Source organism: Rhodococcus sp. T2V (genome assembly GCF_029269925.1).
GTDB lineage: Bacteria > Actinomycetota > Actinomycetes > Mycobacteriales > Mycobacteriaceae > Rhodococcus_F > Rhodococcus_F koreensis.
Map to the genome: position 1 here is coordinate 168431 of NZ_JARJBD010000008.1, position 26583 is coordinate 195013.

General features: G+C 67.7%; 23 protein-coding genes and 1 pseudogene. 9 read left to right on the top strand and 15 right to left on the bottom strand.

Annotated elements, in window-relative coordinates:
* Positions 1-22 precede the first annotated feature (22 nt).
* On the bottom strand, positions 23-949 hold the full coding sequence (locus tag P3H15_RS10240) for a LysR family transcriptional regulator (protein ID WP_276137119.1): 927 nt from the start codon (positions 947-949) through the stop codon (positions 23-25).
* A gap of 121 nt (positions 950-1070) precedes the next feature.
* On the opposite strand from P3H15_RS10240, the gene kdgD reads away from it, so the two are divergent.
* From kdgD to P3H15_RS10255, 3 genes are read left to right on the top strand one after another with little or no spacing between them, the layout of a single operon-like run.
* Positions 1071-1985, top strand: a complete 915-nt coding sequence (gene kdgD, locus P3H15_RS10245; protein ID WP_276137120.1) for a 5-dehydro-4-deoxyglucarate dehydratase — start codon at positions 1071-1073, stop codon at positions 1983-1985.
* A 2-nt stretch (positions 1986-1987) separates the two neighbouring features.
* Positions 1988-3592 (top strand): aldehyde dehydrogenase (NADP(+)), encoded by a 1605-nt coding sequence (locus P3H15_RS10250; protein WP_276137121.1) that lies wholly within the window; start codon positions 1988-1990, stop codon positions 3590-3592.
* A 50-nt stretch (positions 3593-3642) separates the two neighbouring features.
* The gene (locus tag P3H15_RS10255) at positions 3643-4851 is read left to right on the top strand and encodes a mandelate racemase/muconate lactonizing enzyme family protein (RefSeq protein ID WP_276137122.1); all 1209 of its coding nucleotides are present in this window, start codon (positions 3643-3645) and stop codon (positions 4849-4851) included.
* Between the two features lie 205 nt (positions 4852-5056).
* Here P3H15_RS10255 and P3H15_RS10260 read toward each other — a convergent pair whose 3' ends face one another.
* The 11 genes from P3H15_RS10260 to P3H15_RS10310 form a co-directional block, all read right to left on the bottom strand.
* Positions 5057-6022 (bottom strand): DUF389 domain-containing protein, encoded by a 966-nt coding sequence (locus tag P3H15_RS10260; protein WP_276137123.1) that lies wholly within the window; start codon positions 6020-6022, stop codon positions 5057-5059.
* A gap of 162 nt (positions 6023-6184) precedes the next feature.
* Positions 6185-7168, bottom strand: coding sequence for a nitronate monooxygenase family protein (locus tag P3H15_RS10265; protein ID WP_276137124.1), 984 nt, complete (start codon positions 7166-7168; stop codon positions 6185-6187).
* An 85-nt stretch (positions 7169-7253) separates the two neighbouring features.
* Positions 7254-8411, bottom strand: a complete 1158-nt coding sequence (locus tag P3H15_RS10270) for an acetyl-CoA C-acyltransferase (RefSeq protein WP_276137125.1) — start codon at positions 8409-8411, stop codon at positions 7254-7256.
* 54 nt (positions 8412-8465) lie between these two features.
* Positions 8466-9230: an SDR family NAD(P)-dependent oxidoreductase gene (locus P3H15_RS10275; protein ID WP_276137150.1), complete on the bottom strand. Its 765-nt coding sequence runs from the start codon at positions 9228-9230 to the stop codon at positions 8466-8468.
* Between the two features lie 2 nt (positions 9231-9232).
* Positions 9233-10381: an acyl-CoA dehydrogenase family protein gene (locus P3H15_RS10280; RefSeq protein ID WP_276137126.1), complete on the bottom strand. Its 1149-nt coding sequence runs from the start codon at positions 10379-10381 to the stop codon at positions 9233-9235.
* A 66-nt stretch (positions 10382-10447) separates the two neighbouring features.
* Complete coding sequence (locus tag P3H15_RS10285) at positions 10448-11632, bottom strand: CaiB/BaiF CoA-transferase family protein (RefSeq protein ID WP_276137127.1); 1185 nt, start codon at positions 11630-11632, stop codon at positions 10448-10450.
* Entirely contained in the window at positions 11629-12930 is a 1302-nt protein-coding gene (locus P3H15_RS10290; RefSeq protein WP_276137128.1) for an MFS transporter, read from the bottom strand. The genes P3H15_RS10285 and P3H15_RS10290 overlap by 4 nt, the downstream gene beginning before the upstream one ends.
* A gap of 47 nt (positions 12931-12977) precedes the next feature.
* On the bottom strand, positions 12978-13772 hold the full coding sequence (locus tag P3H15_RS10295) for an enoyl-CoA hydratase/isomerase family protein (RefSeq protein WP_276137129.1): 795 nt from the start codon (positions 13770-13772) through the stop codon (positions 12978-12980).
* Between the two features lie 107 nt (positions 13773-13879).
* Positions 13880-14893 carry a LysR family transcriptional regulator gene (locus tag P3H15_RS10300; RefSeq protein WP_276137130.1) on the bottom strand — a complete coding sequence of 338 codons (1014 nt, stop codon included), beginning with the start codon at positions 14891-14893 and terminating at the stop codon, positions 13880-13882.
* 62 nt (positions 14894-14955) lie between these two features.
* Complete coding sequence (locus tag P3H15_RS10305) at positions 14956-15267, bottom strand: DUF202 domain-containing protein (protein WP_276137131.1); 312 nt, start codon at positions 15265-15267, stop codon at positions 14956-14958.
* Positions 15264-15659 (bottom strand): YidH family protein, encoded by a 396-nt coding sequence (locus P3H15_RS10310; RefSeq protein ID WP_276137132.1) that lies wholly within the window; start codon positions 15657-15659, stop codon positions 15264-15266. Before P3H15_RS10310 ends, P3H15_RS10305 begins: the two co-directional genes overlap by 4 nt.
* Before the next feature lie 411 nt (positions 15660-16070).
* On the opposite strand from P3H15_RS10310, the gene P3H15_RS10315 reads away from it, so the two are divergent.
* The 4 genes from P3H15_RS10315 to P3H15_RS10330 are packed head-to-tail and all read left to right on the top strand — an operon-like array spanning position 16071 to position 20872.
* The gene (locus tag P3H15_RS10315; protein WP_276137133.1) at positions 16071-17417 is read left to right on the top strand and encodes an MFS transporter; all 1347 of its coding nucleotides are present in this window, start codon (positions 16071-16073) and stop codon (positions 17415-17417) included.
* On the top strand, positions 17414-18640 hold the full coding sequence (locus tag P3H15_RS10320) for a CaiB/BaiF CoA-transferase family protein (protein ID WP_276137134.1): 1227 nt from the start codon (positions 17414-17416) through the stop codon (positions 18638-18640). Before P3H15_RS10315 ends, P3H15_RS10320 begins: the two co-directional genes overlap by 4 nt.
* Positions 18637-19830, top strand: coding sequence for an acyl-CoA dehydrogenase family protein (locus P3H15_RS10325; protein WP_276137135.1), 1194 nt, complete (start codon positions 18637-18639; stop codon positions 19828-19830). Before P3H15_RS10320 ends, P3H15_RS10325 begins: the two co-directional genes overlap by 4 nt.
* Positions 19831-19882: 52 nt before the next feature.
* Positions 19883-20872 (top strand): LysR family transcriptional regulator, encoded by a 990-nt coding sequence (locus P3H15_RS10330; protein ID WP_276137136.1) that lies wholly within the window; start codon positions 19883-19885, stop codon positions 20870-20872.
* Between the two features lie 19 nt (positions 20873-20891).
* Here P3H15_RS10330 and P3H15_RS10335 read toward each other — a convergent pair whose 3' ends face one another.
* Both P3H15_RS10335 and P3H15_RS10340 read right to left on the bottom strand, forming a co-directional pair.
* Entirely contained in the window at positions 20892-22235 is a 1344-nt protein-coding gene (locus P3H15_RS10335) for a DUF1254 domain-containing protein (protein WP_276137137.1), read from the bottom strand.
* 258 nt (positions 22236-22493) lie between these two features.
* Complete coding sequence (locus tag P3H15_RS10340) at positions 22494-23582, bottom strand: Lrp/AsnC family transcriptional regulator (RefSeq protein ID WP_276137138.1); 1089 nt, start codon at positions 23580-23582, stop codon at positions 22494-22496.
* 101 nt (positions 23583-23683) lie between these two features.
* On the opposite strand from P3H15_RS10340, the gene P3H15_RS10345 reads away from it, so the two are divergent.
* Together P3H15_RS10345 and P3H15_RS10350 are read left to right on the top strand one after the other, a co-directional pair.
* Positions 23684-24988 (top strand): MFS transporter, encoded by a 1305-nt coding sequence (locus P3H15_RS10345; protein ID WP_276137139.1) that lies wholly within the window; start codon positions 23684-23686, stop codon positions 24986-24988.
* Positions 24985-26286, top strand: coding sequence for an amidohydrolase (locus P3H15_RS10350; RefSeq protein WP_276137140.1), 1302 nt, complete (start codon positions 24985-24987; stop codon positions 26284-26286). The genes P3H15_RS10345 and P3H15_RS10350 overlap by 4 nt, the downstream gene beginning before the upstream one ends.
* A 46-nt stretch (positions 26287-26332) precedes the next feature.
* On the opposite strand, the pseudogene P3H15_RS10355 reads toward P3H15_RS10350, so the two are convergent.
* A pseudogene (locus tag P3H15_RS10355) lies at positions 26333-26583 on the bottom strand (metallophosphoesterase); the annotation flags it as partial.

The window sequence follows — 26583 nt, forward strand, 5'->3', positions numbered from 1 at the left end:
AAATCGCATCAAGTCATCCAAGTTAGGTATCAGACTCGGCGCCTAGTGGAGCCTGGTCAGTGGGCGTCTCGGCAACCAACTTCGCGAGCAGGCGCGCCAGGGCCGGATTCTCGTTGTCGATCCGCCACACCAGGTCCAACTCGACCTGTGCGGGACGCGGTGTGGTCAACGGCCGGTATGTGACACCGTCGAAGTGCATCTTGCTCGCCGATTCGGGCACGAGGGCGAGCCCCCAGCCGAGATTGAGCAGGGCGAGCATGCTGTGGAACTGGTGCATGTACTGGACGACGACGGGGGCAACCGAGGCCTCGTGAAACACCGACGACAGCAGTTCGAAGAAGTACCGCGACTCGATGGGCGTGTACATCACTATCTCGACCCCGTGCAGATCGGTGACGTCGACGGGCCTGGTCAGGCCGGCCAACTCGTGCTCGATGGGGATGGCGACGACGAGCGGTTCACGCAGCAGCGGGTGCGAGGCCAGGTCGGGCCGCGTCACCGGTGGGCGGACCAGCCCCAGGTCCAGCGAGCCCTCCGACAGCGCCTCGAGCTGATCCATGGTCACCAACTCCCGCAGTTCGACCTCCACGTCCTCGATGGTCGCCTGGGCAGATGTCAGCACGGTCTCGAGGCCCGAGTAGACGCTGCCGCCCGTGAATCCGACCCGGAGAATGCCCGTCCTGCCCTGGGACGTCTTGCGCACGGACAGCGCGACACGTTCGGACTGTTGCAGGAGCCTGCGGGCATCGGCCAGGAACGCCTTGCCCGCCGGAGTGAGTTTGACCGCCCGGCTCGAGCGGTCGAAGAGCAGGACATCGAGGTCCTTCTCGAGGAGCTGGATCTGCCTGCTCAGCGGTGGCTGTGTCATGCGCAGCCGATTCGCGGCCCGCCCGAAGTGCATTTCTTCGGCGACGGCCACGAATTGCGTCAGCTGATTGAGAGAAAACATCCGATACCTTTCCTGTATCAAATGATTCTTAAGAAGTGTTGGACTTGAATAGTACCTAGTTCCTAGCCTTGTGGATCAGTGCACAGGAAGCGCACGATTGTCGATGAGGAGATCAAACGCCATGACCACCGCCTCACCCCAGGAGATCGCCCGCAAGCTCGGCTCCGGTCTGTTGTCGTTCCCGGTCACGCACCTACGCGAAGACGGGTCGTTCGACGAGGCGGCCTACCGCGAGAACATCGCCTGGCTCAGCCAGTTCGACGCGTCGGGACTGTTCGCGGCCGGCGGCACCGGCGAGTTCTTCTCCCTCACCCCGGCCGAAGTCGAGCAGGTCGTCACCGCCGCGGTCCGGGAGGCCCCCGAAGGCCTGCCGGTGATCGCCCCCGCCGGCTACGGCACCGCGACCGCGGTCGAGATGGCCCGGTCCGCCGAACGTGCAGGCGCGCACGGAATCCTGCTGCTTCCCCCGTATCTCACCGAGGCCAGCCAGGACGGTTTGGTCGCGCACGTCAAACAGGTCTGCGCCGCCACCGATCTCGGTGTCACCATCTACTCCCGCGCCAACGCCGTCTACACCGAGTCGGCTGTCGCCGAACTCGTCGACAGCTGCCCGAATCTGGTGGGGTTCAAGGACGGGGTCGGCAACATCGAGCAGATGACGCGCATCTACGCGGGCATCGGGGACCGCCTCACGTACGTCGGCGGGTTGCCGACCGCGGAGATGTTCGCTCTGCCGTATCTGGCACTCGGTGTGACGACGTATTCGTCGGCGATCTACAACTTCGTCCCGCAGTTCGCACTCGACTTCTACAACGCCCTCCGCAGCGGAGACAACGCGTTCGTCGTCAACGCCCTCAACGAGTTCGTGATCCCGTACTGCAACCTGCGCAACCGCAAGGCCGGGTACGCGGTCAGCATCATCAAGGCCGGCATGAAGGTCATCGGCCGGCCCGCCGGCCCCGTCCGCAGCCCGCTCACCGACCTCGATGACGTCGAACTCGCCGAACTCGCCGACCTGATCAAGAAGGTGAGCTGATCGTGACCGCCTCGCACACAATCGAACTCACCGGAGCCTCTCTCATCGGCGCGGACGACATTCCCGGCACCCGGTCCCCGTTCCAGGCCACCGACCCGGTCACCGGCGCCGCACTCGAGCCGATCTACCACGAGGCCGACGAGGCGGCTGTCGCGAGGGCCGCCGAACTTGCCTGGGAGGCCTTCGGCAGCTACCGGCACACCAGCTTCGAGCAGCGAGCCGCGTTCCTCGACACGATCGCGGCCGAACTCGACGACCTGGGTTCGGTGCTGATCGACCGGGTCCATGCCGAAACCGGTATCCCTGCTGCGCGGGTTCAGGGTGAACTCGCCCGCACCACCGGCCAGCTTCGGTTGTTCGCGGCGGTGGTCCGGGAGGGCAGCTGGACCGGCGCACGACTCGACACCCCGAACCCGGACCGCACGCCGTTGCCGAAGCCGGACCTGCGTCAGCGCAAGGTGCCACTCGGCCCGGTCGCCGTGTTCGCCGCCAGCAACTTCCCGCTCGCATTCTCGGTCGCCGGCGGCGACACTGCCTCCGCGCTCGCCGCCGGGGCGCCGGTGATCGTCAAGGCGCACTCGGCGCACCCCGGCACCTCGGAACTGGTTGGGCGGGCGATCCGCAACGCGGTCCGCGCTCACAACCTGCCCGAGGGCACCTTCTCCCTCGTGTTCGGCCCGGGTCAGACCATCGGCATCGCGCTCGTCACCGACCCGCGCATCCGTGCAGTGGGATTCACCGGGTCGCAGCAGGCCGGGATCGCCCTCACCGCAGCCGCGGCGGCGCGCCCGGTGCCCATCCCGGTATACGCCGAGATGTCGAGCATCAACCCGGTCTTCGTCCTGCCCGGTGCCCTTGCCGACCGGGCCGAAGAACTCGGCTCAGGTTTCATCGCGTCGATGACGACCGGTGTCGGTCAGCTCTGCACCAGCCCCGGCCTCGTCTTCCTGGTCGATGCTCCCGGCGCTGACCGGTTCGTCCGGGCGGCTTCCGACGCTGTGCGGGCCGCCACGCCGGCGCCGATGCTCTATTCCGGCATCGCGACGTCGTTCGCCGACGGCGCCCGCCGACTGACGGCGAACGAGAACATCGACACCGTGGCCGTTGCCGACACCGCTCCCGCTCAGGCCGGGTGCTCCGGGGTGCCGCAACTGTTCGTCACGACCGGCGAGCAATTCCTCGACGACCATCAGCTCCAGGACGAGGTCTTCGGCCCGGCTTCGGTGATCGTCCGAGTCGCGGACGTGGCACAACTGACGGCGATCATCGACCGCCTGGAGGGGCAGCTGACCGCCACGATTCAGGCCGCCCCGACCGATCACGCGCACGCACGCGTCCTGGTCGACCGGCTCGAACTCATCGCCGGCCGGGTGCTGTTCAACGGGTGGCCCACCGGTGTCGAGGTCGGCCACGCCATCGTGCACGGCGGGCCGTTCCCCGCCACCACCGCGCCGTCGACGACCTCCGTCGGCAGCCGTGCCATCGAACGTTTCCTGCGCCCGGTCGCCTACCAGAACGTTCCCGAGGAACTCCTCGCCGACGAACTGCGCACCGGCAATCCACTCGGCATCTGGCGGCGCATCGACGGCGCCGTGACGCAGAGCTGACCGAACGCTCACCACCCCGGCAACGACGCCACCCTGAAGGAGAATGACCGATGTCCACCAATTCCCTCGCGAGCCGCCCGACCAGCGCGCTGGCAGCACCCGACGCCGCGATCAAGGCACTGGCGGCCGGTGCGGCCACGCTCGACCGCATCGAGTCGGTGAAGCTGTCCTCGATCACCCTTCCCTTGAAGAACCCCATCAGCGACGCCAAGGTGCTCACGGGCCGGCAGAAGCCGATGACCGAGGTCGCGTTCCTGTTCGCCGAGATCCGCACCGAGCAGGGCCACGAGGGCATCGGATTCAGCTACTCCAAACGAGCCGGTGGCCCCGCCCAGTTCGCCCACGCGCAGGAGATCGCGCCGGTCCTGATCGGTGAGGACCCCAACGACATCGCCAAGATCTGGACCAAACTGGTCTGGGCCGGAGCGTCCGTCGGTCGCAGCGGCGTCGCCACCCAGGCCATCGCCGCCGTCGACATCGCACTGTGGGACCTCAAGGCCAAGCGCGCCGGTCTGCCGATCGCCAAACTGCTCGGCTCCCATCGTGATTCGGTGCAGACCTACAACACGTCCGGCGGTTTCCTCCATACTCCGATCGAGCAGGTCCTCGAGAACGCCTCGGCCTCGCTGGCCAGCGGCATCGGCGGCATCAAGATCAAGGTCGGCCAGCCCGATTGGAAGCAGGACATCGCCCGCCTGGAGAAGGTCCGCGAACACCTCGGCGACGAGGTCCCGCTGATGGTGGACGCGAACCAGCAGTGGGACCGCCCCACCGCGATGAGGATGGGTCGAATCTTCGACAAGTTCAACCTGATCTGGATCGAGGAACCCCTCGACGCCTACGACGCCGAAGGCCATGCGCACCTCGCACGCAGCCTCGACACGTCCATCGCCACCGGTGAGATGCTCGCCAGCGTCGGCGAGCACGTGCGCCTGATCGAGGCCGGTGCGGTCGACATCATCCAGCCCGATGCACCGCGTATCGGTGGTATCACCCAGTTCCTGAAGCTGGCCACCCTCGCCGAGCAGAAGCACTTGCAGCTCGCGCCGCACTTCGCGATGGAGATCCACCTGCACCTCGCCGCGGTCTACCCCTACGAGCCCTGGGTCGAGCACTTCGACTGGCTCGATCCGCTGTTCAACGAACACCTCGAGATCCGGGACGGCCGCATGCACCTGTCCGATCGTCCCGGCCTCGGCTTCACCCTCAGCGACCAGGCTCGGGCCTGGACCGTGGGATCCGCCGAGTTCGGCAAGTAACCACAGACCCGCCGGGCGGCGAAGTGAACCATCTTCCTTCGCAGTCCGGCGTCGCAACGGGGGTGACGTGCGACGAGATCGGTAGCGCCCGCATCCGATCAGCCGATCTCGCGCACGTCACCTCTTCCGTGGATCGGCGCCGCACCCGCGAAATCACCATCGACTCCGTCAACTCCCGGAACCGCCAGCCGCGGACGCGAGGTCGCTATTCGGCGGAGATCCGCGAACCCACGGTGTGGACGACCGTGAGGCGGGGGTGCCAGGGCACGAGCGCGTCGACGGAGTCCTCGAGTGTGCTGATCGGGGGAAGCTCGGCCGGGCCGAGGACGGCGACGGTCGCGGTATGACCCTGCCAGGACACGTCGGTCACCTGGGCCCCGGGCACGTCCTCGAGCCAGTGCTGCGCCGCTGTCGCGATCTGCCCGGCCCACAGCGACGCCAGTGAGTTGACCACCATCGGGATGGCCACGGCCACCAAGGCTGCCGCGAGCACGGTGTATGCCCGGCCTCGACTGCTGCCCGCCGTCGTCTCGACCTCGGCCGCATATCCTGCGGCGACGAACACGACACTGGCGGTGATGATCATCGCCAGGACGTTCGACGCGAACAGTACCGCCGCGCCGGCAGCGAGGGCCGGCGCACCGGAGCCCAGGCAGACCCCGACCACCGCCAGCGGGGGGACCAGGGAGATCGCGATGGCAACGCCGGGAAGGACGTCGCCGACGTCCCGGCGTGCCGCCGCGATGGCGCCGACCAGCCCTGTGGCGAGCGCGGCGGTCAGGTCCATCACTGTCGGTGACGTCCGCCCGAGCACCTGCGAGTTGGTGAGCACGTCGGTGGTGTTGGGCACCAGCTGGACGATCCCGGCCCCGAGGGCGACGACGAGCACCGCGCCGAGCACCACCACCAGGAGACTTCTCCCGATAAGCGAGGCCCGCCCGGTGGTGATTCCCAACCCGACACCGAGGATCGGCGTCGAGAGCGGCGCGACGATCATGGCACCGATGACCGTCGCGGTGGAGTCCGCGACGACGCCGGACACCGCGATGAGTGCCGACAGGGTCAGCATCACCCAGAACGCGGACCGCTTCGCCGCGCGATCACCGGTGAACATGTCGAAACGCTCATCGAGCTCAGCCGACGTGCGGCGTTGCGAATCCGGAACCAACATCTCGGCGTCCACTCCTGTCCGGAGCCGCCGCCGGGCGACGGCAGGTACGTATTCGCCCTTCTCTGATAGTGGTGGTCACCGACCGTCCGTGGCCTCACCCGGCGCGGATGAACCGGCCGGCGGCGAGAAGCCGATGATGACGGCAGCGGCGTTCTCCGGACTTCACATGCGGCGGAGGCCTTGGTGCGCATCCGTGTATTCGCGATCGAGGCGTTCGACGATCTGCGCTGCCGGGACGACGGCGTCGACGGCGCCGATGCCCTGTCCGGCGCCCCAGATGTCGCGCCAGGGCTTGGCTTCCGGCTTCGTAGCGGTGTCGGCGTCCTCGCCGACGCCGAAGTTCATGGCGGAGGGGTCGGAGACGGCGAGGTTGTTCGGGTCGAGTCCGGCGGCTTCGATGCTGCCGCGCAGGTAGTTGCCGTGTACGCCGGTGAACAGGTTGGAGTAGACGATGTCGGAGGCGGTGGAGTCGACGATCATCTGCTTGTAGCCCTGATCGGCGTTGGCCTCTTCGGTGGCGATGAACGCGGAGCCGACGTAGGCGAGGTCGGCGCCGGCGGCCTGGGCGGCGAGGACCGAGCGGCCGTGGGCGATGGAGCCCGACAGCAGGAGCGGTCCGTCGAACCATTCGCGGATCTCCTGGATCAGCGCGAACGGTGACAGCGTTCCCGCGTGTCCGCCGGCGCCGGCGGCGACGGCGATGAGGCCGTCGGCGCCCTTCTCCACGGCCTTCTTGGCGAACGTGTTGTTGATGACGTCGTGGAGGACGATGCCGCCGTAGCTGTGGATGGCGTCGTTGACGTCGGCGCGGGCGCCGAGGGAGGTGATGACGATGGGGACTTCGAATTCGGCGATGGTGGCGAGGTCTTCGTCGAGGCGGTCGTTGCTCTTGTGGACGATGAGGTTGACCGCGTACGGGGCCGAGGGTGTTTCGGGGTTGTTGGCGTCGTGTTTGGCGAGTGCTTCGGTGATGCGGGTGAGCCATTCGCGCAGCACGGGCTGGGGTCGGGCGTTAAGGGAGGGGAAGGATCCGACGACGCCGGAGGTGGATTGGGCGATCACCAGGTCGGGACCGGAGACGATGAACATCGGCGACGCCACCACGGGCAGGCGGAGCCGGTCTTGCAGAATCGGAGGCAAGGTCACAGAGAATTCTCCTCGAGTGTCGGGAAACGCGGGGCGACGCCGTGCCGTCGACGACGGCGCCGCCCCGGATGCGGTGCGTTGCCGGTTACGCCGGGAGAGACTCGAAGATGGTGGCATTGGCCATGCCACCGGCCTCGCACATGGTGTGCAGCCCGTACCGCAGGCCCTCGGCGTGCAGGTGGTGCACGAGGGTGGTGGCAAGCCGGGCACCGGAACCGCCGAGGGGATGCCCGAGGGCGATGGCGCCGCCCAGGGGGTTGACCCGTTCGCGGCGCGCGCCGGTCGCGGCGAGCCAGGCCTCGACCACGCTGGCGAATGCCTCGTTGACCTCGAACGCGTCGATGTCGTCGAGATCCAGTCCTGCCATCTCGAGCACCCTCCGCGTTGCCGGGATGGGGCCGGCAAGCATGGTGATCGGGTCGTCGCCGACAGCGGTGGCGGTGTGCACGCGTGCGAGGGGAGTCAAACCGAGTTGTCGTGCTCGCTCGCTCGTGGTGACCAGCAGTGCGGCGGCTCCGTCGGAAATCTGGGAAGCGTTGCCTGCCGTGATGCGGCCGTCGGTCGCGAAGGCGGGTGCGAGGGAGCCGAGTGCGTCGAGGGTGGAGTCCCGCCGGATGCCCTCGTCGACCGTGAGGGTGGTGCCGTCGGGCAGCCCGACCGGGGTGATCTGTTTGACGAATCGGCCGTCGTCGACGGCCTGCCCTGCGCGACGGTGTGATTCGAGGCTGTACTCGTCGAGTCGCGTGCGGCTGAGGTCGAACCGCTTCGCCAGGATTTCGGCGCCCGTGCCCTGATTGAAATCGACGTTGTCGTAACGACGGGACACCGCGGGGCCGAACGGGACACCCGGTCCGGCCATCCGGGCCGAGCCCATCGGCACCCGGGACATCGATTCGACGCCACCTGCGACGACCACATCGGCGTGGCCTGCGATGACCGAGGCGGCCGCGAAGTGGATCGCCTGCTGGCTCGAGCCGCACTGACGGTCGACGGTGGTGCCGGGAACGTGTTCCGGCCAGCCGGCGGCAAGGACCGCGCTGCGGGCGATGTTCGCCGATTGTTCTCCGACCTGGCCCACACATCCCCACACGACGTCGTCGACGGCAGCGACGTCGAGCCCGGTGCGTTCGGCCAGCGCGGTGAGCACCACCGCGGACAGGTCCACGGGATGGATGTCCTTCAAGGCGCCGTTGCGGCGTCCGACGGGTGTGCGTACGGCTTCGACTATGACTGCGTCACGCATGACAATTGCCCTTACTGGATGGTCGGTGGATGGTCGGTCTCGCCGGACCGGTGCTCATCGCGGCGCCATTCGGATGGCGCCGTCGAGGCGAATGGTTTCTCCGTTGAGCATGCCGTTCTCGACGATGTGCACGGCCAGAGCGGCGAACTCGGACGGGTCGCCCAGCCGGCGCGGATGCGGCACGGAGGCCGCGAGCGATGCCCGGACATCGTCGCGTGCCCTCGCCAGCAGGGGAGTGTCGAACGTGCCGGGAGCGATGGTGCAGATCCGAATTCCCACGCCGGCGAGGTCCCGTGCCGCGGGCAAGGTCATCCCCACGACGGCGGCCTTGGCTGCGGCGTAGTTGATCTGGCCGATCTGCCCCTCGAACGCGGCGACGGATGCGGTGAGTACGCATACGCCGCGGTCACCGTCGAGAGGCTCGTTGCCGGCCATGGCCTGTGCGGCGAACCGCAGTACGTTGAAACTGCCGATCACGTTCAGCCGGATCACCGATTCGAACGGCTCGAGCTCGGCGGCAGTACCCGACTTGTCGAGCACCCGCATGGGACGGCCACGCCCGGCGCAGTGGACCACGGCACGCAACGGACCCTGCTCGGCGGCGGCGGCGAAGGCCGCGGACACAGTGTCGGCGTCTGTGACATCGGCCGCGAAAAATCGGGCACCGGGGCCGAGTTCTTCGGCGCGGACCGCACCGTCCGAGGTGGGCAGATCGACCAGTGTGACGGTGGCGCCGCCCTCGATCAAGCGGGTGGCTGTGGCCAGTCCGAGACCGGAGGCTCCGCCGGTGACGACCGCATTGATTCCCTTGATGTCCACGGTCACAGGCCCAGGGATCGGGAGATGACGCTCTTCATCACTTCGCTGGTACCACCGAAGATTCGGGTTACCCGGGCGTCGGCGTAGAGCCGGGTGATCGGATACTCGCGAATGTAGCCGTATCCGCCGTGCAGTTGCAGGCAGCGATCGATCACCCGGGCCTGCATCTCCGTACAGAACAGTTTCACCTTCGCAGCGTCGGCCACCGACAGGGTGCCGTCGTCGAGGGCGACGAGCGCTCGGTCGACGAGGGCCTGCCCGGCTTCGAGTTCGGTCGCGCAGTCGGCGAGGACGAATTTGGTGTTCTGGAAGTCGGCGACCCGTTGCCCGAAGACCTTGCGGTCCTTGACGTAGTCGGAGCCGAGGTTCAGCGCAGCTGTCGCCGTGGCCTGCGCGTTCACGGCGATCGTCAGCCGCTCCTGGGGCAGGTTGCGGGCGAGCATCGAGAAGGCGGCGCCTTCCTCGCCCAGCAGGTTGCGGGCAGGAACCCGGACGTTGTCGAACAGCAGTTCGGCCGTGTCCTGGGCTTTGAGGCCGAGCTTGTCGAGATTGCGGCCGCGGGTGAAACCGTTCATGCCGGCCTCGACCACGAGCAGCGACAGCCCGTCACGCCGGTTGGTGACGTCGCGGTTCGTGCGGGCCACGACGATGATCAGGTCGGCGTTGATACCGCCGGTGATGAACGTCTTGGCTCCGTTGAGGATCCAGTCGTCACCGTCCCGCACGGCGCTGGTTGCCATCCCGGCCAGATCCGATCCGGTACCGGGTTCCGTCATCGCGATCGACGACACCAGGGTGCCGTCCGCGAATCCCGGGAACCACCTCGACTTCTGATCGGCGTCGGCGTATTCGAAGAAGTACGGAAGCACGGTGCTGAGATGGACCTGCAGCCCGCCGAGTGTGGCTGCGGCATATCCGATTTCCTCGATGACGATCGCGTTGAACAGGAAGCTGTCGATTCCGCCGCCGCCGAACTCTTCGGGCACCTGGAGACCGTTGATCCCGATTTCCGCCGTCTTGGCGAACAGCTCGCGGGGGACGAGTCCCGCGGCCTCCCACTCCCCGATGTGGGGCACGACCTCCTTGCCGACGAACTGCCTCACCGTATCCCGGAACGCGTCGTGGTCGGAGTCGAAGATGGTGCGTTGCATGGTTGTACCAATCCTTTGCAGTGATCGAGCGGACGCGCGTCCAGGCGTCCCGCGAGTTGTCGTGTTCTATCGGCAGTGGACGACGCCCGCGTCGGTGAGGGCGTCGATGATGGAGGTGGCGTAGCCGAATTCGGTGAGCACCTCGGTGGTGTGCTGGCCCAGCGCGGGAGCGCCTGCGGTCGAGAATCGGGGGACGCTGCCGAGGTGCCAGGGCGAGCCGAGCGTGGTGTGCTCGACGCCGTCCGGGTCGATGACGTCGATGAAGATGCCGGTTGCCTCGACGTCCGGGTTCTTGCGGACCTCGCCGTAGGAGCTGATCCTGCCCGCGACCACCCCGTTCGGGGTCAGCAGTGCCATCGCTTCGTCGCTGGTCATCTCGGCGAAAGCGGCTCGCAATTCGGTCAGGAGCGCCGGGCGGTGGTGGACCCGGCTGTCGTTGGTGGCGAATCGAGGGTCGGAGGCGAGTTCGGGCCGGCCGAGCAGGGTGCAGAGCCGGGCGAAATGTACCACCGAATAGGCGGATACGACGATGGCACCGTCCCGGGTGGGCATCACGTCCGCGGCGGGCGCCACGGTGGGCTGTCCGTTGCCCTTGCGCATCGGTTCGTTGCCGGTGAGCAGGTACTCGCCCCAGTTCGGTCCCTGCAGGTGCACCGCGACCTCGAGGAGAGAGGTCTCCACGGTGTCGCCGTCACCCGTGCGGAGGCGTCGGATGTACGCGCCGAGGATGGCCTGGGCGAACACGTGCCCGGCAGCGGCGTCGACGGCGGGGAAGCCGACTCGCTGCGGTTCTCCGTCCGCCTCGCCGGTGACCCACATGATGCCGCTCTCGGCCTGCGCGGCGATGTCGAGTCCCGGACGGTACTTCGATGGTCCCTGCAAGCCGAATCCGCTCACGGTGGCGTAGATGATGCCCGGATGCGCGGTGCGGACGTCCTCGGCTCCCAGTCCGAACGATTCCATCACTCCGGGGCGCAGGTTCTGCACGACGATGTCGGCCGACGCGATCAGATCCCGGGCGACCTGCTGTCCGCGATCGTCTTTCAGGTCGAGGGCGATGCAGCGTTTGTTGCGGTTGTAGTTCCGCAGGATCGCCTCGCCGTAGGTGCCGATCAGTCGCGACGATTCGCCGTGCACCGGTTCGACTTTGATCACGTCGGCGCCGAGGTCCACCAGAATCTGGGTGGCCGCCGGGGCGGCGATGAACTGTCCGAAATCGACGACGCGAACTCCGTCCAACGGCCCGGTCATGCTGCATTCTCCTTTGTACGAGCGCTGAGCTTGGCGGCGTCGTGTTCGGGACGCACCAGGAAGGTGGCGGCGGCGCCGCCGAGGGTCATGAGGATTCCGGTCAGTGCGAAGCCGTGGCCGTAGCCGGTGACCTTGTCGGAGGCGTTGCCGACGAAATAGCCGAGTACCAGGGGCGCGAGCACGCCGGCCATGCTGTAGAACGCCACCAGGAATCCGAGGATCGGTCCGCGCTTGCTCGGGTGGACGATGTCGGCGATCGCGGTGAAGGCAACCGCGTAGGCGGCGGTGTTGAGGGAGAACGCAAGCGTGATGAACACCATCTGCGGCAGGCCCGCGGACAACAGCGTGAATGCGATCATCGAGACGCCGGCCGCGACGATCAACCCGCCCGCCAGGAATCCCCGGGAGACCCTCCGGGACACACCCCGAACGGTGAGCCGGTTCGAGAGAAAACCGGCGCCGATCGCGCCTGCAGCGGCAAAAGCGTACGGCAGCATGATCAGCCGGCCTGCCGTGATCGTGTCGTATCCCAATCCGTCGGAAAGGTAGACGGGGAGCCAGGCCACCTTCAACGTCGTCGACCAGTACGAGAAGAAGGTCAGGAGAGCAATGCCGACGACGGTTCCCGTGGTCAGCAACGTTCGATACGACGCGTCGGCCAGTTCCACGGTGCCGTCGGCTGCGGCGGTGTACGAGGGTGCATTCTTGCCGAAGATCAACCAGACCACGGCCCAGGCGCCGCCCAGGACGATGAGAACGCCGAAGGCGGCGTGCCACGACCAGGTGACGATCACCCAGGTGAGGACCGGCGCCGCGAGGAGCGGCCCCACCGAGGCGCCCGCGGTCACGATCCCACCCGGCAGGGCCCGCTTCTCCGGTGAAAACCAGGAGTGCACCGAGTGCGTGGCCAGCGCGTACGCCGGGCCCTCGGCGAAGCCGAGGACGATCCGGCAGGCGAGCAGGACGCCGAAGCTGACCGGGCCGAGCAGGGGCACCATCGTCACGATCCAGATCAGCATCAGCACTGCCAGCAGCCAGCGCACCCCGATACGTGAGGACAGGGCACCGAGTACGATCGCGCCGACGGCGAACAGCCAGAAGAAGGCGCTCTGGACGAGTCCGAACTGCTGCGGGGTGATGCCCAGATCCCTCTGGATGTGGAGGCCCGCGAAGCCGAGCACGGCCTTGTCGGCGAAGTTGAGTACCAGGAACGCAAACAGCAGCGCGGTGACGGTCCACACGCGCGACCGTGACGGCGGTGCGACGGCCGCGGTGTTCCGCGTGAGTATTTCAGACATGGGCGGGCTCCGAACGGGCGAGGTGGACAGGGCGGGGTGGCGTCGGCTCAGCGGCCGGTGAACGACGGCACGCGTTTGTTCAGAAACGCGTCGGCGGCCTCGTGCGCGTCGCCGGAGTGGAAGCACTGCACCATTCGGTCCACCTCGGCCAGCAGATAGTCGCTCAGCGATGTGGTGGACGCCTGGAGCAGGTTCTGCTTCATCGCACGCACAGCGAGGGGAGCCGACGACGCGAGCCGGTGGGCCAGGTCCAGGGTGTCCGCGTGCAGCGACGCCGTGCCGGTCACCGTGGTGACCAACCCGAGATCCAGCGCGGCCTGCGCCGTGAGTTTGCCTGGCGTCAAGAATAATTCGCGGGCCTTGGCACCGCCGAGCAGCTTGGTGATCAGCCAGACCCCACCGAGATCACCGGAGAGGGCGGCGTTCACGAAGGCCGTGTTGAAAACGGCACGGTCGGAGGCGATCCGGAAGTCGGCGGCGGCCGCAAGCGACAACCCTGCTCCGGCGCAGGCGCCGTCGATCGCCGCGATGGTGACCTGCGGAAGATGGTGGAACCGGTGCAGGGTGGAACTGACCTGCCGCAGTCGCGCGGTGTCGGCAGCGATCGAATCGCCGCGCAACGTGCGGGAACCGGGGGGCGCGGCCAGATCGGCGCCGACACTGAAGTCCGTGCCTTTCCCCGCCAGGATCACCACGCGTACGTCGGGCGCGCAGGACAGGTCGGTGATCGCCGAGCCGAGCTCGTCGAAGACGGTGTGGGACAACGCGTTGCGCCGACCGGGGTTGTCGATCACCACTTGTGCGACGGCGTTGTCGACGGTGACGTGGACACGACCGGTCATGAAGTCCTCCTCGAATGGGTGGCGCCTGTGAGGTGGCGCACTTCCATTGAAGGTGCGACGAATGACTACGTCAAAGTCCGGAAATCACCCGAATTGAGTGCGATCGCCTATAGGTTCGGGCGGACCTCGGTGTCGACGCGGCTGCGATCGCGCACGCGGTGATCCGCCGACAGCGCCGCCATCGCGGCCGCTTCCACCAACGGGTGACCCTCACTCCGGTGGCCGGCAATGGCACGGACCCAGGCCCGGAGGGACCGCTTGGAGTAATTCAAGAACTCGGTGGTCGCAGGGGTGATCCGGCCCTCCCGGTACACCACTTCGAGGGGGCGGGCGAGCCCCGGCACCAGTTCGCGCACGACCCCGCCGCGATGCCGCGCGTCGAGGCCGATCCGCAGTGGGACGATGGCCGCTCCGCCCCCGGCCAGCACGATCGGCAGGACGGCCCCGCGCTGGGGTACTTCCACCACGATGCGCGGTTCGACCCCGTGCGCGCGCAGTGACTTCTCGATGTAATCGCGGGTCGCGGTGCCGTGTTCACCCATCACGAAGGGAACCTGGGACAGGGACTCGATCGGAACGAGATCCGGCCAGTACGCCTCCGTTCCGGGTGGGCAGACCAGGACGAACTTCTGCTCGACCAGATGCTCGCTGATCAGATCCTCGCCCGGTGGTGGCGATGCGAGGAACCCGACCTCGCAGGAGCCGGATCGGACGAGGGTGACTACGTCTGAAGCATCGTCGCGCTCCTCGATGTGGAACCGTACGTCCGGGAAACGTGTCCGAAACCTCGCCACCCACACCGACAGCGGGTCCATCGACATGTCCGACAGGGTGGCGATGTCGACCCGTCCGCCGCGCACCTGCCCGACGCTTCGTACGGCGTTCTCCGCGGCCTCCGTCTCCCGCAGGATCATGCGCGCCGGCCCGATCAGCGCCTCCCCGGCCGGAGCGAGGACGAGGCCGCGCCCCACTCGGTGGAACAGTTCGGTGCCCAGATCCTTCTCGAGTCTGCGCACCGCCTGGGACAGCGACGGCTGTGCAACCCGTAGAGCCGCCGCCGCGCGGTTGACGCCGCCGTGATCGACCACGGCGAGGAAATACTCCATCTGACGCAGGTCCATGAAGCAAAGCTAGCGGCCTGCTGCGGACGAGGAGGCCGGACGCGGGTTGAACCCGCGTGTGGCTACGCGTGCAGCATTCCGGCGACGGACACCCCGGCCGCGAGGAGGGCTGTGAACGACACGACCGACGCGGTGCGCAGCAGCGTGGGCCAGATGTCGTTTGTCGAGGTCTTCCGTGCGGTGCCCTTCGGGAAATGACGGATGCCGAGATAGCCGACGATCGTGCTGTTGACGACGGCGCCGAGCGCGAGCATCGGTGCGCCCAGGCGGTAGGCCGCGAACCCGATTGCCGCGGACGTCGCGAGCACCGACAGGCCGGTGCGCTGCCACGCGAGCGCGGTGCGCTGTGGTTGGAGACCCGGGTCGGGTGTCATCGCGAGTTGACGGTGGTGACGACGGCGAACACTGCCAATCCGATCGACAGGACGATCAGTCCCCCTGCCAGCCACGCGAGGGGGATCGGTGCGGGGAGGGGCTGCTGCAGTCGCAGGGCACGCTCGTTGCGCTTCCACGACCACAGGGCGACGGCCGCGAGAGCCCCGCCGGTGCCGCACGCGACGATCGCGACCAGATGGACGACCAGGTCGGCGCCGGTCACGCCGGCCAAGGTGGTGAGGGTGACGCCGCCGGCAACCAGTGCCAGGGCAGTGCGAACCCAGGCCAGTGCGGTGCGTTCGTTGGCCAGCGAGAAGCGGACATCCGGTTCCTCGCCCACGGAGTAGACGGCGACCGGACGGCGTCGGGGAAGGTCTGCGTCACTGTTCATGAGTGTTCCCTGCAGGTTGGGGTCGGTGTCGAAGAAATGATGGTTCTGACACCTTGATAGTTCTGTAACGGAGGTAGGTTAACGGAGGGACGCCAGTCGGGGAATTCCGCTCTCCTCCGAATCAGGTTTGCGGATCGTCGAATTGGCGCGGAAGCACCGAACGGCGCCGCGTTACCTGCTCTCGCGGCGCCGGCGGAACTCCTCGACACCGAAGAATCACAGTCGCCGGACGCGCCGCCACCCGGAGGGGCGCGACCGTGACCTGCAGATATAGGCAAATCCGTACGGTCCGACCGCGTTCTGCTGGTTGATCGGCACCGGGCGAACCGATCTGATGAGGGCATGCACCCTGTGGTTCCAGTCACTACCGGTGGTGCCCCTCAATCAGCCGAGACATTCCCGGAGGTCGTCATGGTGACTACGCAGTCCCGAGAACGCGGCACAGCTCAGCGCCCCAGAGGGGCCGTCGATCGGCGCGCCTGGGGCATCGTCGTCTTCCTGTTCCTCTTCTTCACCCTGAACTTCGCCGACAAGGCGGCAGTGGGCCTGGCCAGCAAGCCGATTCGTGACGATCTCGGTCTCACGGCCGGTCAGTACGGGTTGCTCAGCAGCGCCTTCTTCTGGCTCTTCGCGATCGGCGCGGCCACGCTGTCCGCCGCTCTGCGGAAGATCTCGTACACCTGGGGCGCAGCCCTGTTGATGGTGACGTGGATCGTGAGTATGGCCCCGCTGACGATTCCGACCTCGTTCGGAGTTCTCATCGCCTGCCGAATTGCGCTGGGGTTCTTCGAAGGACCCGCGCATGCACTGTGTCAGTCGATCGTCGCCGATCGATTCGCCCCGGACAAGCGCGCGACGGCCGGCGCCGTCGTCAACGCCGGTTCCTCGGTCGGCCCGCTGATCGCCGCGCCCACGTTGACGTGGGTGATCCTGACGTGGTCGTGGCACGCCGCCTTCGCCGTCCTCGTGGTGACCGGTGTGTTGTGGCTGATCGGCTGGCTCTGGTATTCGGACCGGTTGCCGTTCCGCAAGCCCGAGCCGAAGCCCGGCGACGGCACGAAGACCGATGACCCCAACGGCGACATCGTGGTGCCCTTCCACCGTTTGCTGATGCTGCGAAGCTTCTGGGGACTGGTGTTGCTGTCGTTCGCCGGGTACCTGATCTCTTCGCTGAAGGTGTCCTGGTTGCCCGCCTACATGAACGAAGGGCTCGGATACTCGGCGAGCACGGTGGGAACGCTGGTGACGATTCCGTACGTCGTCGCGGTCGCGTTCCTGCTGAGCGCGGGCATGCTGTCGGGCAGGTTTCTGCGGGCAGGCCGCTCGTCGCGGGTGGCACGCGGCTACCTCACGGGCGCGTTCCTGCTGTTCGGCGGCGTCTCGATGATCATCTTCAGCCAACTCGAGCCCGGACCGGTGCAGTTGGTGTTCGTGGTCTGCGCGTTCGCGGTGAACAGTGTGGCCTTCTCGGTGGCCTTCGCCGGCGCGTCGGACTTTCTCCCCGCACACCAGCGGGTGGCGTTCTTCGGGTGCATCATCGCTGCGTACAGCGTCGCGGGGATCGTCGCACCCTATGCACTCGGGCTCATCGTGGAACACGCGGCCACCGCGGCGGCCGGATATTCGACCGGCTTCATGTTCGTCGGCGCCGTGGTGTGCGTCCTCGGCATCGTCGGTGGCGTGATGCTGAACCCGGAGAAGGCCCGCACCCAACTCGAGCGCATGACGGCCGAGTACGCGAGCAGGGAAGGGCGATGAGTGTGATGGGTGGACCGCTTTCGGGCATCCGAGTCCTCGACTTCGGCCAGTACATCGCCGGCCCCAGCGCGGCCCAGACCCTCGCGGATCTCGGTGCGGACGTGATCAAGGTCGAGAGCCTGCGCGGCGATCAGGCCCGCGGTATCGGAACGTTCGGCGAGGCGATGATCCGTGCCTACAACCGTGACAAGCGCAGCATCGGACTCGATCTCGCCCGGCCCGAGGCGAAGACGATTCTGCATCGGTTGCTGGCGCAGACCGACGTCCTGGTGCAGAACTTCCGGACCGGCTCCGCCGACCGGCTCGGCCTCGGACCCGACGACCTACGCAGCCGGTATCCGCGCCTGATCTACGCCAACGTGACCGGATTCGGATCCCGCGGACCGTCCCGGCACCGGCCCGGCCTCGACATCGCGGCCCAAGCGGAGTTCGGGTTGATGCACGCCACCGGCGAGATCGACGGCGAGCCACAGCGTCTCGGGCTTCCCGCCGCGGATGTCACCGCCGCCAATGCCCTCGCGACCGGGATTCTCGCGGCGCTCTACGAGCGGGAGTCCACCGGTCGGGGCGCGCACGTGGAGACCTCGCTGATGGAAGCGGTGCTGTCGATGCAGGCCGCGTCCTGGGGCGAGTACACGCTCACCGGTCGTGCGCCCCGGCGGAAGGGAAACGGCCAGGCGCACGCCGCCCCTGCGGCGGATGTCATCCGGGTAACCGATGGAATGATCGTGCTGTCCGCGTACACCGCCGAAAAGTGGTCCGCGCTCTGCAATCTCGTCGGCAGACCCGACATGATCGGCGACCCGCGGTTCGTCGACAATCCTGCGCGGGTATCGCACCGAACCGAGATGCTGGCCGCCCTCGACACGGCGCTGGGGGGTATGACCCGCGACGAGGCGGTCGCCCTGTTGCAGTCCGCGCACATCGTGTGCGGCGCGATCCGCTCCTTCGACGAGATCGCCGAGGACAAGGACGTCCTCGCCTCCGAGATCCTCGTCGACGTCGCCGGTCCCGGCGGGGCTTCGTTCACCAGCCCCGGACTGGCCTTCACCCTCGACGGCCACCGTCGCACCGTGTCCACGTCCGCGCCCGCGGTCGGGCGGGACACCGTCTCTGTGCTTCGCGAACTCGACTTCCCGGAACGCGACATCACCGCGCTGATCGACAGCGGCGTCGTCACCGCCTCCCGCACCACACTCACCCCGGAAAGGGCTACCCGATGATCGACCCGGACATCTTCGACTACGACTTCCCGACCTACCTGAAGGCGATCGCCGAGTTCACCGAGAACGAACTCGTCCCCGCCGAGAACGAGATGGTCGAGGCCGGCGAGGTTCCCGCTCGACTCCTCCAGCGAATGGCATCCCTCGGACTGTTCGGCATCTCGATCCCGCGCGCCTACGGCGGCCTCGAGTGGACGATGGAGCAGCAGGTGCAACTCACCTTCGAGTTCACACGCGCATCCTGCGTCTACCGGTCACGCTTCTCGACGGTGATCGGCCTGTGCTCGCAGGCAATCCTGGACCACGGCACCGAGGAGCAGCGCCGGCGGATGCTGCCGGCCATGGCGGCGGGCGAACTCGTCACCGCATTCGCGCTCACCGAGGACCAGGCCGGGTCGGATGCCGCACACCTGCGGACCACCGCCGAGCGACGCGGTGACGTCTACGTGCTAACCGGTAGCAAGCGGTACATCACCAACGCGGCGTGGGCCGACGCGTTCATCGTCTTCGCCCGCACCGACACATCCGACCCCGGCGCGGGCGGGGTGTCGGCACTCATCGTGGACGCGACCTCGCCGGGCGTGCGGACGGCCGTGCCGACCATCATGAACGGGCACGCGGAAGCGCCGGTGGGGGAGATCTACTTCGACGGCGTGGAGGTGCCCGCGGAGAATCTGCTCGGCGGGGTCGAGGGCCAGGGCCTGACGATGGCACTGCGCGGCATCAACCATGCGCGCCTGCACGTCGCCGCGACCTGTGTCGGGCAGACGACCCGCATGCTCGAGGACACGGTGGCGCATGTCAACGGCCGCAGGCAGTTCGGCGCTCCCCTCGCCGAACTCGGTGCGGTGCAGGCCACGCTGGGCGAAAGCTTCGCGGAACTCGAGGCGGGGCGCGCCCTCACCGTCGACAGCGCGCGGTCCTTCGACAGCGGCGAGATCCCGCGCCACCGCATCGCCGCCGCCAAGCTGTACAACTCCGAGATGGCGAGCCGAGTCGCCGACCGCTGCGTCCAACTGCTCGGCGGAGAAGGGATCGTCGGACCACACCCTGTCCCGCGGATGTGGCGTGACGTGCGAGCCCTGCGCATCTACGAGGGCTCGTCGCCGGTGCATCAGCGAAACCTGGCCAAGGCAATGATCCGTCAGGTGGCGGCTGACGGCACGCTGCCGAACTCGTACCGAGTCTGACGCGAGGACGAAGGCACTCGTACCGCCCGCACGTCGGGGGAATGATGGGGACATGGACATCCGCCAACTCGAATATTTCCTCGCCGTCGTCGAGCACGGCGGAGTCAACCGGGCGGCCGGACACCTCCATGTGGCGCAGGCGTCGCTGTCGCAAGGCATTCGTCAGCTCGAACGGGAGCTGAAGCTGACCTTGTTCCACCGCACCGGCCGCAATCTCGTCCTCAACCCGGCCGGGCAGCTGCTTGTCGAACCCGCACGCAAGGTGCTCGACGACCTCCTCGCGGCCCAGGACATCATGCGGGGTGCCCGCGAACTCCACGTCGGGTCGATCACCATCGGAACGATGCCCGAGATGTCGAGTGAGGCGGTGGCGGCGTGGAGCGGGACGTTCACCCGGCTCCACCCCGACATCCGCATCGATCTGTCGGAGTACGCGAGTGCCGCGGACCTGTGCGACGAGGTGCTCACCGGTCAGTGCGAGTTGGGATTCACGACCTTCCCCGTGCCGACCGACAATCTCGAAACCGTCCAACTCGGTGTCCAGCGGCTGCTCCTGGTGAGGCCGCCGGGAACGCAAGCGGACAGTGAGGCGGCGCCGTTCGATCTCGCACGCCTCGAGCAGATTCCACTCGTGACGAGCAGTTCGGCGCTGCGGGAAAACGACATCGTCGCAACGATATTGCGACGAGAATCGGTGGTTCCCCGGATCAGCGCCCGGGTGCCGAACCGGCACGCCCAGATGACGCTGGTCCTCAACGGTTCGGCCAGCGCATTCCTCCCCCTGAGGATGGCCACGGCAGCACACCGGTTGGGCGCCCACGTATCGGAGACACGGCCGGCGATCCGCACGCCGTTCGGCATCGTTCACCGGCCCGGAGCGCTGAATCCGGCCGCGAAGAGCTTCGTGATACAGAGCCACGCAGACCTGGCGCAGTGGAACAGGCTCATCGCCGAGCATCAAGAATCCGGCGCCTCGCTACTCGAGGCGGCGCTGCTCGCCGACGACGAAATCCGTGCCCGAAGGGACAATCGCGAGGTCTGACCGTCTGCGAATCGTATTTTCAGCCCTGCGAGCGTGCCCGTGTAGCGACCGGGGGCTCCCACGCCCCGTCGAGAATTGCCTGATCCGGCCAGTACGCGCGCAGGTAGATCGTGAACTCGTCATCCGGTGCCGGCAGCCAGTTTGCCAGCAGTGCCGGGTCGGTGGGTGCTGCGCCGCCCACAGTCAGTGCCAGCGAACCGTCGTCTCCGTAGGTGAGGTCCTGGTTCTTGGTGCCGAGGGAGAAACGGTCGAGGTCGTTCGCGTGGAAGAAGTGGTGCTTGTTGTAGACCGTCAATGACCAGAACCCGCGCACCGGCGGCAGCTGACCGGTGGGGAACGCCACAGTGTAGGTGTGCGAACCGTGGAGGCGTTCGCCCGCGCCGTCGAGATCCTGGTAGTAGTACACGGTTTCGTTCGGTGTGTTGACGAAGATGTTCGACTTGCCGATCGCGGTGCGCGACAGATAGTCGGTGCCGAACGCGGCACCGTTGCGTTGCGTGGTCCAGTTGTGCGCGACCGGAATACCGATATTGCGGAACTCGAACAGCTCGCTGACGACGGCGTCGGTGTCCACCGCCGACTGTCGCAGCGCATCGGCGATACTCGGGTCGTTCTCGGCGGCGGCAAGCACCGAACGGAACCACCCGTACAACGCCTCCTCACCGGGCAACGCAGGCACCTCGTCGAGCACCTCGCCGAACACCTCGAAGTACTTCTCGGGGTCGACCCACTGGGTCTCGCCCTGATCGCCGGTGGCATCACCACCGCCGAACGACGGGACCTCCGCCCAGTCCTTCACCTTGACCGTGCCGTCGAACTCCGACAACGGATACACACTGATGCGATCGACGAGCGGTGCGATCGCAGCCCGATCCTCCGGGGTGTCGTCCATGAACACCCGCGGGATCACGACGCCGACGCGGGTGTCGTACCGGAACACGTCGGTGATGCCGTCGGGGACGTCGCCGTCCCACGAGGTGGGTGCGAGCAGGTAGAAGCCGGGCGCCGTTCCATACATCTGGCCGAGCCGGACAAACGAGTCGGTGCGCTGGTCGACGACCTGGTACACCCAGAACCGGTCACCGAAATCGGGAACCTGAACCACCGACGGCCCGCGAGCGGAATCGAGAACACCGAATCCGTACGCGACGTCCTGGTTGGGGCACGCAACAACCCGCTCCTCCGGCCGGATGTAGTCCCGCAGCATCCCGATCGTCCCCGGAGGGCCGGCCGGAACGATGCCTGCCAGCAGACCCGGCTCCGGCAGTTGCGCCATCAGGGTTCGCCGGTTGTGGAGGTTCACCAACGGCCAACCCCACAGATACGCGGTTCCGCCGACCGACCGGGCGTAATCGGCAGTCATCTTCGAACGGCTGAACTCATCCATCCCCGGCATACATCGCTCCGTCCCGCGAATCGACTACAGGCGAACAATCACGACGCTACGGACGACCGCGCTCGGTCGATTCACCCAGAGGAGATGAACTTCGACCCAGCCGACCCATCGCCCGACAGCGTATGAATTGCCATGTGCTGACCGGTGGATGGCGTTGGCAGCGGTTACGCGGGTTCTCACTGCCGGGTCGTGGGCTCGGCGGTGCGGCCGAATCCATCGTGGTCCCTACATTTCCAGCGGGATGTGCTCGGCTGCGGTGCCGTCCGGGTGGAGTAGCTGCCCCATGCGTTTGACGGTGCGCAGGGTCACGGTGCGTGCGGTGATGCTCAGGCCCGGGATCCGCTCACCGAAGTGACCCTCGAGCCGGGCGGTCTCCTCCGCCGAGCGCGACCACACCGAGACGAGGAGGTTGCAGTTGCCGGTCACCGCGGCGCACAGGCGTACGTCGGGGAGGGCGGAGAGCTCGCGGGCGGCGTCGTCGAGACGATCGGCAGGCACATTCATCCGATAGGTGGCGAGCAGCCGCCAGCCCGCGAGCTGCTGGGCGAAGTCGCAACGGAAGAGGATCTCGCCCTGGCGGATCATCCGCTGCAACCGGCGTCGCGCGGTCGGCTCGGCGATGCCGGTGACGGCGGCGAGTTCGGCGTAACTGCGGCGGCCGTCGCCGCCCAGCGCTCGGAGCAGGACGAGGTCCGGGCTCGAGGACGCATCCGGGTGCGTCCATGCCGGACGCGGGCCCAGCTGGGCGCGCTGGTCCCTGTCCAATGCGCGCACGCGCCAGCTGCTGCCCTCCCGATACCCGCGCAGCGACACCCGGGTATTCACCGACAGTGCGCCGTCGTGCGCGCCGAGGTCGTGACTGAGGAAGTGCGCGAGCGCGGCAGGCCCGCGCGTCACGACGCTGAGGAACAAGTCGAAGTCTCCCGCCACCTGCTCGAGACTGAACACCCGCGGATCGGAGACGAGCTGGTCGATCAGCGGCTCGATCGCGCCGGGACTGCAGCGGACTTCCACGTATGCCACGCAGTGATCGTCCGACGGCGCCGGATACGCGGTGACCCAGGACAGCCCGAGTTCCGTCAGGCGGTGCCAGCGGCGTGCCGCGGTGGTCGCCCCGATGCCCAGCGCGGTGCCGACCTGTGACCAGGGGGCACGTGGACTGGTCTGGAGGGCGTCGATCAGGGCCAGGTCCACCTCGTCGAACGGTGGACGCCCGCCCGTCGAGGATGCGTCCCGGCCGCGGCGGCTGTCGGATTCCGGCGCGTCCGGCGGTGTGGTGACGGAATCCTGCGTTTTCGTTCTCGCGACCCTCATGGTTCCTAGTCTTCACCCAGTGCGCGGCGGCCGTGTCGGAGGTGCCGAGCCGTCGACTTGGTGTGTCGGTGATTCGCCGACCCTGTCATCCGGGAGAAACTGTGAAACATCCACCAGAAGTGCACCGCGCCAACGCCGATCGGACCCCACTGGACCGGGCAGCGCGGATCACGGTGATCCTTCTGTTCGCCGCGTGGGTCGTCGACTACATCGATCGCCTCGCGATCAACCTCGCGCTGCCTTCGATCGGTGCCGAGTTCGGTCTCGGCCACACCCAGCAGGGCATGGTCATCTCCGCGTTCTTCCTGTCCTATGCGCTGTGCCAGATCCCCGGCGGTCTGCTCGCCGACAGGTTCGGTTCCCGACGGGTGGTCTCCTGGTCGCTGCTGATCTGGTCCCTGTTCACCGCCTTGACCGGCACTGCCTGGGCGTTCGCCGTGCTGCTGGCGATTCGGTTCGTGTTCGGGGTGGGGCAGGGGGTGTACCCCGCGGCGGCCATGAAGGCGGTCGCCGAGCGCACCGCGCCGGGACAGCGCATGACGGCGACCGGGTGGGCGCAGAGTTCCAACGCCTTCGGCGCGGTGCTCGCCCCACTCATCGCGGCGCCGATCATCGCGCTGTGGGGCTGGCGGATGTCGTTCTTCGCGGTCGCCGGGCTCGGAGTTCTGGTCTGGGCGGCGATCCAACTGTGGCTGCCCGCCACGTTGCCGCACTCCGACGACGACACCGCGGACCGACCGGACCAACCGGGAGGATTGCGCACCGTTCTCGCCTCGGGGGTCATGTGGCGGTTCACCCTGATGTTCTTCGGCTACGGCATCATCGTGTGGGGCCTGAACTCCTGGATCCCGTCCTATCTCCAGACCGAGCGCGGCATCTCGCTCACGGATTCCGGGTTGCTGTCCGCGATCCCCGCCCTGGTCGGTGGCGTCGCGATCATCGTCGGTGGCAAGCTCATCGACCGTCTCGGCGGCCGGCATCGACTGATCGTGTTCCCTGCGATGACGGTCTGCGCGGTGTGCATCCTCTTCCTGAACCGGGTGACGTCGCTGACCGAATTCGTCGCGCTCCTGTCGCTGGCCACCGCGTCCGCCACGCTGTGCTACATGCCGATCTTCGCGATACCCATGCGCACGCTGCCGGCCGGACTGGTCGGCACCGGGTCGGGAATGATCAACTTCGGCGGCCAGGCCGCCGGGTTCATCACCCCGATGGTGATGGGCGCGTTGGTCGATCGCTATTCCTACACCGCCGCGTTCGCCTTCCTCGTCGTCGGCGCCGTCCTCGCGGGCGCGTTCGCGCTGGGAACACCGCAGCGTCCCCACGCTTTCAGTGCGGCCATTTCGCCCCGCGAGCCACAACGCCCGAACTCACCCAGCCACGACAACGTAAGGACACCACGATGACCGAGTTCTCCCAGACCGTCGTTCTGCCTCCCGGTACTCCCGCCCAGGCCGGCCTGGCGGTACTACTGCCCGCGCTCGCCGACCTCTACCGCGATCTGCACGCCCACCCCGAATTGTCCATGCAGGAGACCAGGACCGCGGACATCGTCGCGGCGGTGCTGCGCGCACAGGGCTGGGACGTCACCGAGGGCGTCGGCCGGACCGGCGTCGTCGGTGTGCTCCACAACGGCGACGGTCCCGTGGTGCTGCTGCGCGCCGACATGGACGGACTGCCGGTCCGCGAGGACACCGGACTCGACTACGCCTCCACCGACACCGGGATCGATCCCGACGGGGTGACAGTGCCGGTCATGCACGCGTGCGGTCACGACGTGCACGTCACCTGCCTGCTCGGCGCCGCCGCGCTGTACGCCGCGGACCATTCCCTGTGGCGCGGCACCCTCGTTGTGGTCTTCCAACCCGGCGAGGAGACCGCACAGGGTGCCCGGGCGATGGTCGACGACAATTTCGTCGAGCGCTTCCCCCGGCCGGACGTGTGCCTGGGCCAGCACGTCGGACCGTTCCCCGCCGGCAGGATCGTCACCCGCCCCGGAACATTGATGGCGGCCGCCGACAGTTTCCGGATCCGGCTCTTCGGGCGCGGCGGGCACGGTTCCGCGCCGGAGCACACCGTCGATCCCATCGTCATGGGCTCGGCCGTGGTGGGGAGACTCCAGGCGGTCGTGTCGCGTGAGGTCGCCGCCGGTGATTCGGCGGTGATCACCGTGGGCTCGTTCCACAGCGGCCACAAGGAGAACATCATCCCCGACGAAGCGGAACTCAAGGTCAACGTCCGCACGTTCGACCCGCAGGTGCGTGACCGGGTGCTGCCCGCGATCCGCCGCGTCGTCGACGCCGAGGCCGCCGCATCCGGGGCGCCGAAGGACCCGGAATTCAGCCCCCTCAACGACTTTCCGCTGACGGTCAACGACGAGGCCGCCACCGAGCGGGTCGTCGCGGCACTCACCGACGCCTTCGGTTCGGACCGGATGCTGCCGATGCCACGTCCACTCGCCGGCAGCGAAGACTTCGGTGTGTTCGCCGCCGCCGCCGGATGTCCCTCCGTCTTCTGGCATTTCGGCGGCGCCGACCCCGCGGCGTTCGCCCACCTGGACCTCACCGCCACGGCATTCCTGGCACTGCCCGAGGGAGTGCCGACCAACCACTCGCCGCAGTTCGCCCCGGTGATCGATCCGACCCTCGCGACCGGGGTCCGGGCACTGCTCGCCGCGGCGGCCGCCTGGAACGCGGCGAGCTGAGACGTGTCGGCTTCACCGCCGGGACGGCGAGTGGTGGATCCGGATCTCAGCCGACGGGGCTGTCCGCGAGCACCTCGATCGCCTCGACCACCTCGGGAACGGCGGTGACGTGAACGTCGTCGAGGCCGGGCACCGACCGGTAGCCGGCCCGGACGGCGCCGTCGGTGCAGTCGTACTCGACGACGCCGAGTTGGTGGAGCGGGCCGGCAAAGGTGTCGTCCTCGCCGGCGACGAAGGCGGTCGCCGGTGCCCATACCTCGATCGCCTCGCCGCGGCGGGTCTGCCGGTAGCAGTGCA